Annotated in this window: 13 protein-coding genes and 1 tRNA gene; 4 read left to right on the forward strand and 10 right to left on the reverse strand. The window is 33.4% G+C overall.

Annotation, left to right across the window (positions count from 1 at the left end):
* Window positions 1-18 precede the first annotated feature (18 nt).
* Complete coding sequence (locus JQC67_RS07020) at window positions 19-1,083, reverse strand: isocitrate/isopropylmalate dehydrogenase family protein (RefSeq protein WP_203252119.1); 1,065 nt, start codon at window positions 1,081-1,083, stop codon at window positions 19-21.
* Between the two features lie 791 nt (window positions 1,084-1,874).
* Between JQC67_RS07020 and JQC67_RS07025 the strand changes: the two genes are divergently transcribed.
* Complete coding sequence (locus JQC67_RS07025; RefSeq protein WP_203252120.1) at window positions 1,875-2,981, forward strand: hypothetical protein; 1,107 nt, start codon at window positions 1,875-1,877, stop codon at window positions 2,979-2,981.
* 65 nt (window positions 2,982-3,046) lie between these two features.
* Here JQC67_RS07025 and JQC67_RS07030 read toward each other — a convergent pair whose 3' ends face one another.
* Entirely contained in the window at window positions 3,047-4,069 is a 1,023-nt protein-coding gene (locus tag JQC67_RS07030; protein WP_203252121.1) for a LacI family DNA-binding transcriptional regulator, read from the reverse strand.
* 91 nt (window positions 4,070-4,160) lie between these two features.
* Window positions 4,161-4,481: a substrate-binding domain-containing protein gene (locus JQC67_RS07035; protein ID WP_203253212.1), complete on the reverse strand. Its 321-nt coding sequence runs from the start codon at window positions 4,479-4,481 to the stop codon at window positions 4,161-4,163.
* Window positions 4,482-5,032: 551 nt separating this feature from the next.
* Between JQC67_RS07035 and JQC67_RS07040 the strand changes: the two genes are divergently transcribed.
* Together JQC67_RS07040 and JQC67_RS07045 are read left to right on the forward strand one after the other, a co-directional pair.
* Window positions 5,033-6,037, forward strand: coding sequence for an AI-2E family transporter (locus JQC67_RS07040; protein WP_203252122.1), 1,005 nt, complete (start codon window positions 5,033-5,035; stop codon window positions 6,035-6,037).
* An 80-nt stretch (window positions 6,038-6,117) separates the two neighbouring features.
* Window positions 6,118-7,941 carry an SLC13 family permease gene (locus JQC67_RS07045; RefSeq protein ID WP_203252123.1) on the forward strand — a complete coding sequence of 608 codons (1,824 nt, stop codon included), beginning with the start codon at window positions 6,118-6,120 and terminating at the stop codon, window positions 7,939-7,941.
* Between the two features lie 106 nt (window positions 7,942-8,047).
* Here the strand turns inward: JQC67_RS07045 and JQC67_RS07050 are convergent, their stop codons facing one another.
* Complete coding sequence (locus tag JQC67_RS07050) at window positions 8,048-8,248, reverse strand: hypothetical protein (RefSeq protein WP_203252124.1); 201 nt, start codon at window positions 8,246-8,248, stop codon at window positions 8,048-8,050.
* 25 nt (window positions 8,249-8,273) lie between these two features.
* A complete protein-coding gene (locus JQC67_RS07055; RefSeq protein WP_238934515.1) occupies window positions 8,274-9,626 on the reverse strand; it encodes an NAD-dependent succinate-semialdehyde dehydrogenase in 1,353 nt (450 codons plus the stop codon).
* A 385-nt stretch (window positions 9,627-10,011) separates the two neighbouring features.
* Between JQC67_RS07055 and JQC67_RS07060 the strand changes: the two genes are divergently transcribed.
* Window positions 10,012-12,183, forward strand: a complete 2,172-nt coding sequence (locus tag JQC67_RS07060) for an ATP-binding protein (protein ID WP_203252125.1) — start codon at window positions 10,012-10,014, stop codon at window positions 12,181-12,183.
* A gap of 588 nt (window positions 12,184-12,771) precedes the next feature.
* On the opposite strand, the gene JQC67_RS07065 is transcribed toward JQC67_RS07060, so the two are convergent.
* From JQC67_RS07065 to JQC67_RS07085, 5 genes are all read right to left on the reverse strand, one after another.
* Window positions 12,772-13,347: a superoxide dismutase family protein gene (locus JQC67_RS07065; protein WP_203252126.1), complete on the reverse strand. Its 576-nt coding sequence runs from the start codon at window positions 13,345-13,347 to the stop codon at window positions 12,772-12,774.
* 112 nt (window positions 13,348-13,459) lie between these two features.
* Entirely contained in the window at window positions 13,460-13,951 is a 492-nt protein-coding gene (locus JQC67_RS07070) for a YciE/YciF ferroxidase family protein (RefSeq protein WP_203252127.1), read from the reverse strand.
* 323 nt (window positions 13,952-14,274) lie between these two features.
* Window positions 14,275-14,874 (reverse strand): hypothetical protein, encoded by a 600-nt coding sequence (locus tag JQC67_RS07075; protein ID WP_203252128.1) that lies wholly within the window; start codon window positions 14,872-14,874, stop codon window positions 14,275-14,277.
* Window positions 14,875-14,898: 24 nt separating this feature from the next.
* A complete protein-coding gene (locus JQC67_RS07080) occupies window positions 14,899-15,744 on the reverse strand; it encodes a universal stress protein (protein ID WP_203252129.1) in 846 nt (281 codons plus the stop codon).
* A gap of 327 nt (window positions 15,745-16,071) precedes the next feature.
* Window positions 16,072-16,144 (reverse strand) — tRNA-Met (locus JQC67_RS07085).
* Window positions 16,145-16,173: the final 29 nt, after the last annotated feature.

Raw genomic sequence — 16,173 nt, forward strand, 5'->3', positions numbered from 1 at the left:
TCTATAGGTTGTTACCATCTATGATGTTTCAATAAATTTGACTACACTCTGAGCTACTTCAGACGTTGTGGCCGTGCCACGAAGATCTTTAGTTAAATTACCCTTAGCAGTAGTGGCTTCAATGCCCGCCATTATGTCTTTCGCTGCTTCGGTTTCGCCTAAATGTTCTAACATAATAGAGGCTGACCAAATTTGTCCGATTGGGTTCGCAATATTTTGTCCCGCAATATCCGGTGCAGAGCCATGTATTGGTTCAAACATGGAAGGGAAATCTTTTTCAGGATTAATATTTCCACTTCCACCAAGGCCTAAACTTCCCATGATTGCTCCTCCTAAATCAGAAAGAATGTCACCGAAAAGGTTCGTTGTTAAGATTACATCAAAAATCTCAGGACGCAATACAAAACTTGCTGAGGCATTATCGATATACATTTTGCTATATTCAACATCAGGATATTCCTGAGCTACTTCAGCAATTACCCTATCCCAATAGGCTAGGCTATTAATTAATGTATTCGACTTAGTTACATTGGTAACTTTTTTGTTTCTTTTGCGAGCTAACTTAAATGAGTAATGAGCGATTCGTTCGATTCCAAATCGTGTAAATATGCTCGTGTCCATAGCCATTCCGCCAGGTTTATCTGGGTGCATAATTTTACCGCTTTGCACAAATTCGCCCTCGTTGTTTTCGCGAACTACCACAAAGTCAATATCTTTTTCTGTTTTATATCGTAAAGGACTTTCCACTCCTGGAAACAATTTTACAGGCCTATAATTTACATATTGCTGAAATGAAGTTCTGACTCTAAAAGTATAGTCTTTTGCAGGTAAAGTGTCATCCACATCAGGTAGCCCAACAGCTCCGAAATAAATAGCATCAAAATCTTTTAATACTTCAAGGGCATCGTCTGCCATGAATTTGCCATGTGTCTTAAAATAACCTGCTCCAAAAGAAAAGGCTTTTTTGTCTAATTCAAATCCGAATTTTTTTGCTGCTGCATCTAATACGGAAACTCCTGCTGGAACAATTTCCGAACCTATTCCATCGCCATTGACTACTGCAATTTTGTATGTTTTTCCCATGTTTTACTAAAATGTATGTGTTTTATTTTAATTTGCGCAAATTTGCACAATTGTGTTGTTGAAATGCTAATTAGTTAAAATTAACGCATAAATATATACAAATTGATCAATTATAAGAAATAAAATTGATTTTTATATATTTAATTTGTGCAATTATTTGCATAATAATAGTTGAGCCCTTTATTTGTTGAAAAAATATAGCAGGTTGAATTTTTGTAAAATAAAGGTTTGTCTTAGTAAATAGTATTTTAAATTTTTTGTAATGTGAAAATCACCATATTTTTTGTAAACTAAATGTTGTGTCTATATAGATTGTTTGGTGTGAAAATTAAATACCGCATTTTAAATTGAGTTGATTTTTTTGAGTTGTAGAAGTAATCAATTTCTTGGAATGTGATTTTGATTGTTAAATCGATTTAGTTGTATTGTGAATTCATTTTCCTTAATTAATCATGTCAAGTATTTAGCTTTTGTCTGTAAAAGAATGACTCAATAAATTACTTTGTACAATTATTTGCTCAACCTATTTTGAAATTTTAAAATTATATTGATAAATAATTAATATAATTGCAGTTGTATTGTCAATTTCAGGTTAATTGATTAAATATTTCTGAATATGAGCAAAAAATTGCGCATTAATACTAGTATTTGAAACTAACTGGTGATGGTTCGATTTGTACGAATCATATACTGAAACAGGGTAATAGTTATCTTAAATTGTTATTGAATCTTAACCGCACGTAATTTGCGGTTGTTATATAAATTGAAACATTAATTTAATTTAGTATTAAATGAAAAAACTGATTTTATTTCCGCTGCTTTTATTATTTGTTCATACCATATCTTTTGGTAAGGACTTTTCGATGGATAAAAAAGCAAGTAAAACTGTCGTATCAATTAAAGGAGACAAATTTTTAATTAATGGTGAGCTGACCTATAAAGGGCGAACTTGGCAAGGCCATAGTATAGAGGGACTATTGATGAATTCACGCATGGTACAAGGTGTTTTTGATGATCTGAATCCTGAAACTGTAGACAGATGGAAATATCCTGATACAAATAAATGGGACGCTGATCGTAATACCGATGAATTTATAGCGGCTATGAGTGATTGGTATGCCAAAGGATTGTTAGCCTTTAATATAAATTTTCAGGGCGGTAGCCCAGAAGGTTATTCACGTGTGCAACCTTGGGAAAACAATGCTTTTGAATCGGATGGAACTTTACGTGCGGCCTTTGCGCAAAGAATGGCGCGAATAATTGATAAGGCAGATGACTTGGGTATGGTGGTCAATCTCAGTATTTTCTATTTTGGACAAGATGAGCGTTTAAAAGATGAAAATGCGGTAATTGCTGCTGTAGATAATACTATAGCATGGATTCAAAAGAAAGGATATAGAAACATAATTTTAGAAGTAGCTAATGAATCAAATAACAAGGCATATCAACATGCTATTATTGGGCAAGATAGAATTCATGAATTAATTTCTAGAGTAAAGGAGAAAGCACCAAACCTAATAGTATCTACAAGTTTCAACGGAAACACCCTTCCACCAGATAAAGTAGTAGCTGTATCTGATTACGTGTTGTTACATGGAAATGGGGTAGGCGACCCAGCTAGAATTACTGAAATGGTTGCTGAAGTACGGGCAATGCCGTCATATCGTACCATGCCTATAGTATTTAATGAAGATGATCATTTTGATTTTGATAAGCCTTCGAATAATTTTGTTGCAGCTGTAAAAGCATATACATCATGGGGTTACTTTGATTTTAGAATGAAAGATGAAGATTTTGATAACGGTTACCAATCTGTGCCAGTAAACTGGGGAATAAGTTCACCTAGAAAAAAGGCCTTCTTTGATAAATTGGAAGAGATTACTGGAGGTTTGAAATAAAATTAATTCAGTTTAAACTGAATAGACCATTACTATAAAAATTCACTAAAGACGAAGCCTAATTTTTAGGCTTTGTTTTTGTTTGTGGAATTACGGATTACCAATTGCGATTTTAAAACTTCTCGAGATACAGGTTTATCAAAATTTTCGATGCGTTCAATAATCAATTTTGCAGCTGCAACACCCATTTCATAACTGGGTTGGTCAATACTGGTTAATGTAGGGTTTAGTAGTTCATCTACAGGCTCATTGTTAAAGCCGATTATGGCAATATCCTCAGGCATTTTTAATCCTCTTTCTTTGGCCGCAAGCATCACTCCAATTGCTACTTGATCACTAAAGGCTAGTATTCCATCAGGATGTTCTGGAGAATAGAGTAACTTTCTCGCAGTACTTAAATTTCCTTCCCTAGTAAAATCAGCATATTCAATATACTTTTCATTAACCGGAATATTTGCATCAGTTAAAGCTTTTTTATAACCCAATAAGCGTGTGGTGCTAATTTGTAATATTTTCGGACCCCCAATATAGGCGATACGTTTGCAACCCACAGAAATTAAATGTTGCGTGGCATCATATGCAGCCTTAAAATTATCAATGATTACTTTGTCAGAATCGACTTCATCACAAAGGCGATTGAAAAATACCAACGGTGTGTTTTTTTCTTTTACCTCTAAAAAATGATCAAATTCTTTAGTCTCGCTTGCAAGTGATACGATTAAGCCAGACACACCAATATCCATAAGTTCTTTAACCAATATTTTTTCTCTGGCATAAGATTCGTTTGATTGGCAAATGATAATCTGCTTCTGATGCTGTTCTAGTACTGCTTCAATTCCAGATATAGCCATTGCATATAAATGGTATTTAATACTAGGTACAATGACCCCAACAGCATTAATTTTATTTACTGAAAAAGGATTGATATGTTTGGTTTGAAAATAATTGTACTCTTGGGCCAGCTCAAGAACCTTTTCTCTTGTGCGTTGGCTTATGCGAGGATTGCCTTGCAGTGCTCTTGAAACAGTAGAGATAGAAACATCGAGCTTTTCAGCGATATCTTTTAAAGTAGTTTGTTTTTTATCCAAATTATTAGAAATGATTGAAACAAATATAACCCATTTTTAGGCTTTTTTTTTCGTTGATTCTCTTACTAAAAGAAATGGGTCTAAGATTATTTTATTTAATAAAGTCTGATTTTTGATTGATGGTGGAAATTTGGGGAGATACTAATTCTCCAAAGGGCTCGTTGGCAAATCCGATTACACCAACCTTCTCAGATACATTTATATTATTATTTAGCTCTAGCAAGGCACCTATTGCTGTAAAGTCTTCTACAGCAGATACTGCATCAAATTTTATTTTTTTCTTGATTAAGTTACTTATGAATGTTGAGCCAAATTCTTTTGAGAACTTCCCTTTAATAATCAATTTTTTATCTACCTCTATATTATTGTCTTCAAGCGCAGCTATGTATCCTCTTAGTCTTTCTTCAAAAATTGGACACTAAAAGATGGAAAATCTAAAGATACTTGGGTGCTTTATGAATTAAAAGATGCTAAAAGAATAAATACATATGATTTGCATAAAAGCACATATGAATAAGAATTAAGTTTTAAAAATGAGTTCTATTATTGCGGTTGAATAGTTTCAAAATCTACCCTTGTTGCAGCCAGAGTTATTCTATTAAATTACCAGATGAGTTCTGCTTTCTTCACTGCAGAATGTACATAATTATGGTCATGTAAATTGGTATTCAGAATTTTTCTTATATCAAAACCAGTCTTAAAAGAAGGAATTTTTTAAAAGTAAATTAGAAGCTATAAAATGCAATTACGTCAATTTTAAATACCTTCTATTTGAATAAAATCATTGTAGTATAAAACAAGATAATTACTTTAAGAAAAAACAAATTTAGAATATAACTTCACCATGTTTTTTACGATAATAAAAAAATTGAATGAAGTATTTTTAGTCAATTGATTTAATAAGTTTTGTATAACTGAAAAAGAAGATTTACGCAAGAATTTTCAAAACAAAGCATATTGTCAATGAATCAAATAGCCCCAAAAATAATACGCCAAATATTTGTACTCCTATTAATTCTCTTAATTGGTGGATTAATTTTCAAGGAGATGGTTTTTTATTTCTCAGGTGTACTTGGTGCCATAACATTATATGTTCTTTTACATAAACCCATGACTTTTTTAGTTGCAAGAAAATGGCACCCCAACCTGGCTGCGGCAACGTTAATGTTTGCCTCGGTTTTAGCTATACTATTGCCTATTTCTGGGGCAATACTCATGTTGGGAAATAAGATAAATAAAGCGGTAAAGAATTCAGAAAAGGTAGTAGCAGCATTTAAAACTCAATTACAAAATTTTGAGAATCAATTCGGTTATGATCTGACCTCTCAAATTGATGCTTCAGCAGTATCAGAATGGTTGTCTAAAAACCTGCAAGGCTTAGTTGGTAGTACTTTCAATATTTTTATTGCAGTTTCTATCATGTATTTTCTACTATTTTATATGTTGACTAATCATAAAAAATTACGCGAATCTTTGTTTGCATATATACCCATTAGTGATGAAAACTTGAAAATTATTGGTAGCGAAACCAGAGAAATGGTGCGTGCAAATGCTTTAGGTATTCCACTAGTGGCTATCGCACAAGGAATTGTAGCATTGATTGGCTTTTTAATTTTCGGTATCGAAAATTCTTTTTTTTGGGCGGTTATTGTGAGTATTGGTTCAATGATTCCTTTTGTGGGTAATCTTTTAGGAACAATTCCTGTTTTTATTCTTTCACTTTCAAGCGGACATACTTTTCAGGCATGGAGTATTCTATTGTACGGTATCATTATAGTTGGTTCTACTGATAATCTCATCCGTCTTTATGTACTTCAAAAGTTAGACAACGTACATCCACTAATAACGCTCATCGGAATCATTGTGGGTATACCTTTATTCGGATTTATAGGATTAATTTTTGGTCCTTTATTAATAAGCCTTTTTTTAATTATCGTACGTATTTATAAAAAGGAATTTGGTAGCTAGTATGAGAAATTATTCTAGTTGCATATTAATTATTTGAATATTAAAAAGTGAGTTGATTTTGTAATGCTAATGAAACGTATATGACTACGGAAATAATTTTAGTGTTTTTAGTATTGCTGGTTACAGTAGTGTTTTTTGCTTTTGAAATATTCTCGGTTGATAAAATCGCGTTCTTTATTATTGTGGCTTTAGCACTTTTAGGATTAGTTACACCTGAAGAGGCTATTAGCGGTTTTTCAAATAGCGCCACGATTGCGGTTCTCGCCTTAATGATATTGGCTATTGCCATGGAGGAGAACGGCGTTATAAATTGGTTGACCTCAAGCATGGGAATGGTAAAATCGCTTCCGCTTTTTTTTATGGCTCCAATATTTATGTTTGTAACAGCAGGTATATCTGCATTTATTAGTACAACTGCAGTTGTAATTGTTTTTATTAAGATAATCAAACAGCTTTCTGAAAAATTCAACATTCCGCAGTCAAAATTATTATTGCCCATTTCTTTTGCCGGAATTCTAGGAGGCTCATGTACTTTGATGGGAACATCTACTAACCTTATCGTTAATTCTGTAGCAAATAATTTAGGAGTAGAGAAATTGGGGTTTTTTGAGTTTTCATTACTAGGATTGATTTTTCTAGGAATCGCTATCGTATACCTAACACTTGCATTAAGATGGTTGCCATGGGGAAAAGGCCAAAATCTTGGAGAGGATTATGACCTCAACAACTTCATAACTACAATTCGTCTCAATAAGGATTCTCAACTAGTTGGTAAGCAAATAGAAAATACTTTTTTGTTCGAAAACACCGAGATATCACTTTTGAAATTGACAAGGAACAATAGAGAACATAATTCACCAGGAAAATACATAACGCTCAAAATAGATGATGAACTTTTAATAATGTGCAATATTAAAAATCTGGCTCGCCTTAACGAATCTGAAAATCTGAGTATTAATGAGGATAAATATCTGTCAGAATTCACGTTGCAAACCGAAAAGGATACCAATTTAGAATCAAACGAATTAGAAGAGCGCATTTTTGTTGAATTATTAATGCTTCCCGGAGCCGTATTGCTTGGAAGAACGCTTGGTAACTTGAGACATTCCATGCTACAGGATGCTATTCCTATTGCTATTAAAAAAAGAAAAACTCTTACCAATCTAAAAGAAAGATATGTGCGTAGCAGTATGGATAAACTAGCGCTAAAACCAGGAGACCGACTTTTGGTAGATGTTGAAAGGCGAAACCTGCATGCGTTAGAGACAATGGAAAATGTTGTTTTATTACAAGAATTTGAAACCATAAATCGAGCGCCTTCTTTTAAAAAATTCTTTTCGTTGGCAGTTTTACTGGCGGTCATAGCATTAGCCGCAACAGGAGTGCTTTCTATAATGTTGAGTGCCTTGACTGGGGTATGTTTATTATTGTTAACCAACAACCTGAATTTGAATACGGTTTACAAAAAGGTAAATTGGCAGATTTTCTTTCTGTTGGCTGGCATGATTCCATTAGGAATAGCAATGCATAATACTGAGGCTGATATGTGGGTATCTAAACAGTTGTTGGGATTTTTAGTGGGGCAGCCAAATTTTATGGTCATTGGTACATTGTTTTTGGTAACCATGGTTATGAGTGGTGTGGTCAGCAATAATGCTACGGCCATTATTATGACACCAATTGCCATTTCGGTAGCTCAGGGGATGAGCTTAGATTTTAAACCTTTTATTCTCGCTATAATGTTTGCCGCCAATTTTAGTTTTTTTACCCCAGTTGGGTATCAGACCAATACCCTAATCTATGGTATAGGTAACTATCGTTTCAAGCATTTTCTGATTATTGGGGGAATACTCTCACTCATACTTTGGATTGTAGCCACAATATTATTAAGTAAAATGTTATAGGCTATAGGCTAACTATTTTAGTATTCATTCAAAGTAGTGCAATGACTTGAATAATAATTCAAGATTTGTATTTCTAATTTAAGTGGTAGCATATCGAATAAAATCATCAAGGGTTTTTTATGGAAGAATCAAAAAATACACCAGAGATTACAATGCCTATAATAATTAGAACTAAAATAGCAACGATAATAAAAAAGCCGGTTTTTGTAATGCTATTATTTTGAAAAATATAATTCCGTTTCGGGTTATTTGCATCTTTGATTAACTCAATATTTTCTTCTGATTGTTTTTCGTCTATTTTTTTCATAAGTCAACAATTTTGTTCGTATTATTTATTTGATATAAACAGTTTTTTTATTTACAAATTCCAAAATGCCTTCTTTGGATAGTTCTCTACCGTAGCCAGAATTTTTTGTACCACCGAAAGGTAATCTTGGATCCGATTTCACTAATTCGTTAATAAAAAATGCTCCATCTGAAATTTTACCAATACTCCTTCTAGCGGCGTCAATATCTTCAGTAAATAACATTGTTCCCAATCCAAATTTAGAATCAGATGCAACCTTTAATGATTCTTCGCGGGTTTTTACTTTTATAATTGCCGCAACCGGTCCGAAGACTTCTTCATCGAATAAGGGCATGCCTGCTTTAACATCAGTAATTATGGTCGGCTCATAATAAGCCCCATCGCGTGAATTGCCTACATGTACTTTTGCACCCTTTTGTAACGTTTTTTCAACTTGTTCCTTCACTTTTTCAGCTAGGTCTTTTCGTGCTAAGGTTGCTATATCTGTATCCATGTTTTCCGGGTTGCCAGATTTTAATGATGTGACGCTGTTGGTATACTTTTCTAAAAACGCATCATAAACTTTATCCATTACAATAAACCTTTTAGCAGCAATACAACTCTGACCTGCATTTTGCATGCGAGCATTGACCATTATATTGATGTATTTATCCAAATCGGCATCGTCCCATACAATACAAGCATTATTGCCACCTAATTCCAGAACAGTTTTCTTTAGATTTTTGGCAGCAGTTGCAGCAACCTTTCGCCCTGCGGCGTCACTACCAGTGAGGGTGACAGCTTTGATAGTGTCATTTTCAATAATTGTTTCTATCTGTTCGTGATTTACAAGTATGCTTTGAAAACAACCTTGCGGATAACCTGCCAATTCAAATAATTCTTGTATTGCAAGGGCACATCCGGTTACATTGGCAGCATGCTTTAAAATAATTGTATTTCCAGCGGTCACTGTGGGTGCGGCAAAGCGAATCACTTGCCAAAAAGGGAAATTCCAAGGCATTATAGCCAAAACACATCCGATAGGATCATAACTTATAAAACTCTCTTGCGCGTCAGTTTCAATTATTTCATCTGCAAGAAATTGTTCGGCATTGTGAGCATAAAAATTGCAAACCCAAATACACTTCTCAATTTCAGCAATACTTTGCTTAATTGGTTTTCCCATTTCATTTGTAATCAGTGCAGCATATTTGTTCTTGTTTTGTTTCAACTGATTACCTACAGTGTTTAATAATTTTGTCCGTTCAGAAATTGGTTTAAGTTTCCATTGCTCAAAAGATGTACTAGCAGACTTTAATTTTTGGCTTACCTCTTTTGGTGTGTGTAATTCGTATTCTTTTATAAGCTTGCCGTTATATGGGTTAATAGATTTTATCATAATTATTTTTATTTAATTGTAAATCAACTAGTTATGCCGATGTTGAATACCGCTAAATTTAATTATAGTAGATTATTATGATTAACCCTATCCATGGAAATTTTGATGCAAAAAACCGCTCTGAAATGTTATAAGTTATTAGGATTATCGTTCATAGTAAGGCGGTGAAAATATATTTAAATGGGTTAAATATTTATCTAAACCAGCTCAAAACCTTTTGTAAATTGCAGAAGCTGTCAAGCGAATTGTACAGTACTTTATGAACATCACACTTACGTTATTGATAATTAATTGAGATGTATTATTAAAGTCGTGATTGTGTATGATATTTTAATGGCAACATTATGAAAACCGAGTATTCAACATTTGATTTATAACGATATAGATGGAACTCAATATATTACGCCGCATTACCACTTCTACTGCACATTATAAAATAGCGCTTGTAATAGCAGTTTTTCTTTTGCTCTTTATTGCTAGTATTAACTACAAACAACTCTCTAATTTAGAGAAGTCTGCTTATTTGGTTTCTCAATCTTTTTTGGTAGACAAGGAAATTAATAATCTTTTTTCGCAATATAGTTTGATGGAATCAGCTGAATTTCGGTCTGTGATTTTAAGAGATTCTACCTTCGCTGATTCTTATATAGATTATAAATTAGATAGCGACAAAACCTTAAAGAACCTTTACAATCTTACTAGAGATGTGCCAGAACATCAGGCCAGCCTTGATTCGGTTACCATTTTAAAAGATAAGCTGCACAATACTTTAATTGCGCTGCATGGGAAGGTAAAAACAGTAGGCTCTGATTCAACAGTATTGACCGATGTTCAAATGGCTGCCTCGTTTTTAAGAAGTCTGCGTTCAATTAAAGCCAAAATGCTATTAAAAAAGGAATCCCTTTTGCAAGAACGTTTGTCGGCCTATAGAAAACAGACCATTCTCACACCACTTACTTCCTTGTTTTTGGCCTTATTTTCATTGGCAGTGTTTACAATTGCCTTCATTAATTTGCGTAGACATAAGAATCAGATCCAATCTTCTGAGGCCTTGTTGCAGAATATCATTCAGAGTACCGATAATATCATGAATTATTATGAACCCATTTATGATGAAGGTGGAGAAATTGTTGATTTTAAAATCATTTTTGCGAATGAGTGCAATCATCATTATTTGGGTCTAGATCCTGAAAAAATTGTTGGCAAATCAATCTCAAAAGTTTTTCCGTTTTTATTGCTGAACGGTGAACTTGAAGAAATGATAGCGAGTTTTAAGAAAAACGAAACCATTGAATTTGAGCGTCAGGTGATTCTCAATAAGGAAAAATTCTGGTTTGATTCTATAATAAAGCCATTGGAAAACGGAATTTTGGTTGTCATTCGCAACAAAACCGAAGAACAAAAAGCATTTGGTGAAGTTTTAGATTTAAATGAGCAGTTGCAACTACAGAATACCATTTTTAAAGATGCAGAAAGTGTTGCCGAAATAGGAAGTTATATTTGGTATCTTGATAATGGTGAAGCCGTTATATCAGACAATTTCTATCGAATTCTAGGTCATGAACCCAATGCTTTTAAGGTTACCTATGAAAGTTATCGAGAATTTGTGCACCCTGATGATATTGAAATTTATAATATTCTAGGACAAGAAACCAAACAAGATGGAAAATCTAAGATAAATCAATACCGGATAGTCTCAAAAGATGGAACAATTAAACATCTCCAACTCAAAGGGCATTCTATACAAAAAGATGGTCGTCCGGTGTCTTTAGGTGTTGTACAAGACATTTCAAGTCTTGTGAAGACCGAAAAAATTCTAAATGCAAAAAATTTAGAGTTAAAGAAAAGTAATGAAGAACTTGAATCATTTAACCGTATAGCTAGTCATGATCTTCAAGAGCCATTACGCAAGATACAAATGTTTATTTCACGTTTTGATGAGGTAGAAAAAAGTGAGCTCTCAGAGAAAGGAAAGGGGTATTTTGAAAAAATATGTACTGCCGCCGCCAGAATGCAATCATTGATACGAAATCTGTTGGCCTATTCTCGAATTGATAGCAGCCATGTAGCTTTTGAAACGGTCGATTTGAATCTGATTTTGAATAAAATACAAGAAGATTATGTAGAAAGTATTAGTGAAACAAATACTATAATTGTGTCTGAGAAATTACCGACTATTCAAGGCGTTTTTTTTCAAATGGAACAACTGTTTTCAAATCTTATAACCAATGCAATTAAATACCGCGATCCAAAATTACCTCCCAAAATTGTGCTCAAATCTGAAAAGGTGCATTACAAACAGATTCCTGAGACTTTTTTAAAAAATTCAAAACATTATTATAAGATTTCCATCATTGATAATGGAATCGGATTTGCGAATGAGAACGCCATTAAAATTTTCGAGGTTTTTCAGCGACTTCACCAAAAAACTAAATATTCAGGTACTGGAATAGGTCTGGCCATCTGCAAGAAAATTGTAGATAACCACCATGGTTTTATTCATGCAACTAGCGAGTTTGGTAAGGGATCTGCTTTTATTATTTATTTACCAGCTTAGCTTGTATCATATTAGCTGGTGCAATAACATTCAACTTTTAAAAAGGTAACGGTAGCCTAAAAGATATATCCATTTAATTGAATGAGTTGCATTATAGGCATATTATAATTGCCTTATACGCGGCCTTACGATTGTTTTGATGCTTTTTTGTCCTCTATCCAAAAATTATATAAAACAATTCAAAAATTGTATAAGAAAACCCTCTAATACTATAGCGATTTTTGTTTTATAAAAAAGTTAAGTATTGTAATACCATCGCAACAGTTTTTCATCCAATGTTTTACTTCTTCAATGAATCTTTTTCGAATAATAATTTTATTGATATTAGCAGCTGTGGGTTAGAAGTGTATTTTATAATCTGCTTGGCACACAGTTTTTTTTTAGACTTTTAGTTAATATTTTCTGCCTTTTTATCAACCAGTAGTACGTTAAGACCCAATTCTAATATAGATAAGGAAATACCCAGACCGCCTGATCAAGTACCTATTCTATTAAATCATTCTCTTTGCCGGTCATTTAAATTGATTTAGAGAATTAAACCTGTAGAAAGTTACATCATAAGCAATCTTCTACAGGTCTATTTTATTACTATTTAATAATAGCGCTACAACTTATACGGGCTCCGGCGTTACCGCTGGGTTGTGAAGTGAAGTCGTCTTGACCTTGGTGTATAATAACTGCCTTACCTAAAATATTTTTATTTTCATCTTCGCAACTCAAACACCATTGCTCAGAAGAGAATTCTACGGTAGCATTACCATCGGCATCTGCTTTAAAATTACCAATATCTCCTTTGTGGTACCCTTCTTCAGCACCCCATTTTCCATGTGGTTCTTTAGTCGGATTCCAATGTCCGCCAGAAGATTTTCCATCTGCTGAAGAACAATCTGCTTTTTCATGTAAATGAATAGCATGTTCACCTTCGCTAAGCCCTGAAAACGTTGCTATCATTTTTACCATATTATTTTCTTCAGTAAAGGTTACCTCACCCTTAACGTCACTGTTGCTTTTAGGTTCCATAGAAATGTTAATAGTCTCAATATCTACTTCATTTGTTTCAAATTCTAATTCTTTTGAAACTTCCTTGATTTCTTTTTTTACTTCTTTGCAGCTATAACTTGCAATCAATACAAGTACTAAAATTGCTAGATTTATTTTTTTCATTGTGTTTTAGTTTTTTTTATATTCTTTTTTTATTTAAAAATAATAAGGTGTGTATTCTTGCATTTAGAGATTATTTTTGAATAGTTCCTTACTACAATTTGTTTCCCTCAAGTTAAGCTAGATATATTGCTTTTTTGTTCAAGCGACCTTCTGCCAACTTGTTTAACTTGTTGTCAGATTCGTATTCTTCATCCAAAGTTTCTTGAAGTCTTTTGGCGATATTTCGATAGCCAAGTTCTTTGGCGTATCGAATAGCACTTCCGTATCCTGATATTTCGTAATGTTCTATTTGTTGTGCTTCGGCGATAAGACCTACATCCATTACCTCATCATCTTCTATTTTGGCGATAATCCTGTTAGTCTTTTTAATTAGCTTGGCCATAGCCTTACAGGTTTCTCCTTTAGGTGCAATGTTGAGTTCTCTGCATATGGTTTCTAAGCGGCTTTTATGTTGTTTAGTTTCCTTTAAATGATTTTTAAGGGTTTGTTTTAATTCGCTGTCATTGCCCTTTTTAACCATTACGGGTAAAGCTTTAACTAACTGTGTTTCTACGCTATATAAATCTTTTAATTGATGTTCGAATAAATCTTTCATTGTTTTCATGTTATTATATTTTATAATGGTTTGCATGAAGTTTTATAATTTTCTAATCTATGAACGAAATGAAAAAATTCTTAACTGAATTGATTAAATCATTGACGTAGAAAATAAAGTGTTATGAGTTAGTCGATGTCTTTCCATTTTTGTGTTTTCTATTGTATAAGATAAAATTTGAATTTCGATAGTGTCAAAATTTAGTTTTATTGCATTAAAAAACACGTATTCATTAGTATATTTTTGATATCATAAGTAGGTTAATAAGTTGGTTAAATTTTATTCCACAGATGTGGAATAATTAAGGGAGCGTAGGGGTACGTTCCCTTTTTTTATGTAATTTTTTTGAGACTTAAAAATGTCGGATATCCCATTGATTGCCTCAGACGAAAGTTAGTTTCTCCGGTTATTTCAGAAATTAATGTAGAATCAAGGTTCAAAAACTCATGGCCGAACCATTCTAGTCCAAAAGTATACCACGTTTTATCTTTTATATGGATTCGGGAATATTCTATCTGACATCCAAAATCACCTTGCCAATCAATCGAAGTTGTTTTTAAGCTGCCTTTGTCACTGTACAGCTTAAGGCCGATACGTTCCTTTTTTTTAGCAATCCATTCCTGATGATTTTTAACTGCCAGCTCACTAAAAACAGAATCCGTTTCATCAGCTTTAATGCGCCATTTGTTCCATTCTTTAAAATGCCCTTTAATAGTATTCGTAAGCTTTACTGTTGTGGGTTTGCCTATACGATGTTTAATTTCTAAATGGCCGTCGCGTAACTTAATGCCAACACTTTCGTTTTTTATATTTAGATATATATCATTTCGCTGATTGACTGAGTCAAAGGTTAGTCCTTGTTTGTTAAACCAATCCATAATAAACGAACTCGGCCGTGAACTAAACCAGCGAATCTCTTTAGTGTTGTACATAACTATATTTAAATGATTAGGTATTTACTTGCAATGTGGAATAACCATAAATGGAATTTTTACATGAAACGCAATTTTTTTGATGATAGGTTCGACGAACAAGCGTTCAAAAAATGTGTGTTTGTTTCTAATCATGGTTAATAATTGTGTTTTATGTTTCGACTGAAATTCATTGATGGCTGTTATGATTTCCATATCAGCAAAGTTGTAGAATTGGTGTGTGTTTTTGCCCACGCGTTTTTCAAGCAACACTTTCTTATCTTTTTGTGCTGTTGTTAAATCCAGACCTGATGCCACGTGTAAAATGTTCAATTTCGAATCAAAATTCTTAGCTAGATATATTATTTCATCCAATCGACTATTTTGGTAATCCGCCTCATAGTCTGTTGGGAATAGTATTTCTTTCGGAGCTTCAAAGGTATACTTGGCTGGTACTGCAATAACAGGGCATTTAGATTTTTTGATAACATGAACAGTATTTGATCCAAATAAAATTTCTTCTGCCCCTGTTGCTCCTTGAGTGCCCATAATAATTATATTGATATCTTCTTTTTTTTCTATTTCAAGAATTTCTTCGACCAAAGTATTGAACGCCGAATGGGTCATGAATTTGTGCTTTGGGTTTTGGGATATATTTTCAATTTGTTCTTGCACCGCAATCAGCTTATTTAGAGATTCAGTTCTTTGTGTAAAATTGTACGATTCAAACTGCATAGCACTGTCCATTAAATATTCTGATTGATATACCGGCGGGGTATATACATTCATTAAATAAAAAATGCATGCTTCATGCGTATATAACTTAGTTGCATATTCAAGAGCATTGAAAGCATTTTCTGAAAAATCCGTGGGTATCAAAATTTTTTTCATAACGCATTTTTTAAGGGTTCGTATTAAAGTTAACCTGTGTTGTGAAGATTTCAAAACTACTTGTGCGATAGAGTTATTCATTTAATCGAACGGACACATTTTTAAAGAACAGTTGTAATTGGTTTGCGGTATATTGAACGTAATATCCTTGAAAACATGAGTTAGTTAATTAACCAACAATTGTCTGATTAATGGGTGAACCAGTACAAAGGTCAATGCTATTGTTAGTGTAATTAAGGAAATGTTGCTTGTAGAAATAATATAAGAGTAGTATATCAAAGACATAAAAAAAGCCTCTCAATTGCTTGAAAGGCTTCATTTATCTAGTAGCGGGGACTGGACTCGAACCAGCGACCTTCGGGTTATGAGCCCGACGAGCTACCTACTGCTCTACCCCGCGATATGGGTTTTTATCTCACTTGTTTTAAA

Source organism: Aurantibacter crassamenti (assembly GCF_016811105.1).
GTDB classification, from domain to species: Bacteria; Bacteroidota; Bacteroidia; order Flavobacteriales; family Flavobacteriaceae; genus Aurantibacter_A; species Aurantibacter_A crassamenti.

Bases quoted from the DNA above. Each gene is read 5' to 3' on its own strand.
- JQC67_RS07080 (WP_203252129.1), bottom strand. From the start codon at position 15,744: ATGAAAAAAATTTTGATACCCACGGATTTTTCAGAAAATGCTTTCAAT.
- JQC67_RS07025 (WP_203252120.1), top strand. From the start codon at position 1,875: ATGAAAAAACTGATTTTATTTCCGCTGCTTTTATTATTTGTTCATACC.
- JQC67_RS07020 (WP_203252119.1), bottom strand. From the start codon at position 1,083: ATGGGAAAAACATACAAAATTGCAGTAGTCAATGGCGATGGAATAGGT.
- JQC67_RS07045 (WP_203252123.1), top strand. From the start codon at position 6,118: ATGACTACGGAAATAATTTTAGTGTTTTTAGTATTGCTGGTTACAGTA.
- JQC67_RS07075 (WP_203252128.1), bottom strand. From the start codon at position 14,874: ATGTACAACACTAAAGAGATTCGCTGGTTTAGTTCACGGCCGAGTTCG.
- JQC67_RS07060 (WP_203252125.1), top strand. From the start codon at position 10,012: ATGGAACTCAATATATTACGCCGCATTACCACTTCTACTGCACATTAT.
- JQC67_RS07065 (WP_203252126.1), bottom strand. From the start codon at position 13,347: ATGAAAAAAATAAATCTAGCAATTTTAGTACTTGTATTGATTGCAAGT.
- JQC67_RS07050 (WP_203252124.1), bottom strand. From the start codon at position 8,248: ATGAAAAAAATAGACGAAAAACAATCAGAAGAAAATATTGAGTTAATC.
- JQC67_RS07055 (WP_238934515.1), bottom strand. From the start codon at position 9,626: ATGATAAAATCTATTAACCCATATAACGGCAAGCTTATAAAAGAATAC.
- JQC67_RS07040 (WP_203252122.1), top strand. From the start codon at position 5,033: ATGAATCAAATAGCCCCAAAAATAATACGCCAAATATTTGTACTCCTA.
- JQC67_RS07070 (WP_203252127.1), bottom strand. From the start codon at position 13,951: ATGAAAACAATGAAAGATTTATTCGAACATCAATTAAAAGATTTATAT.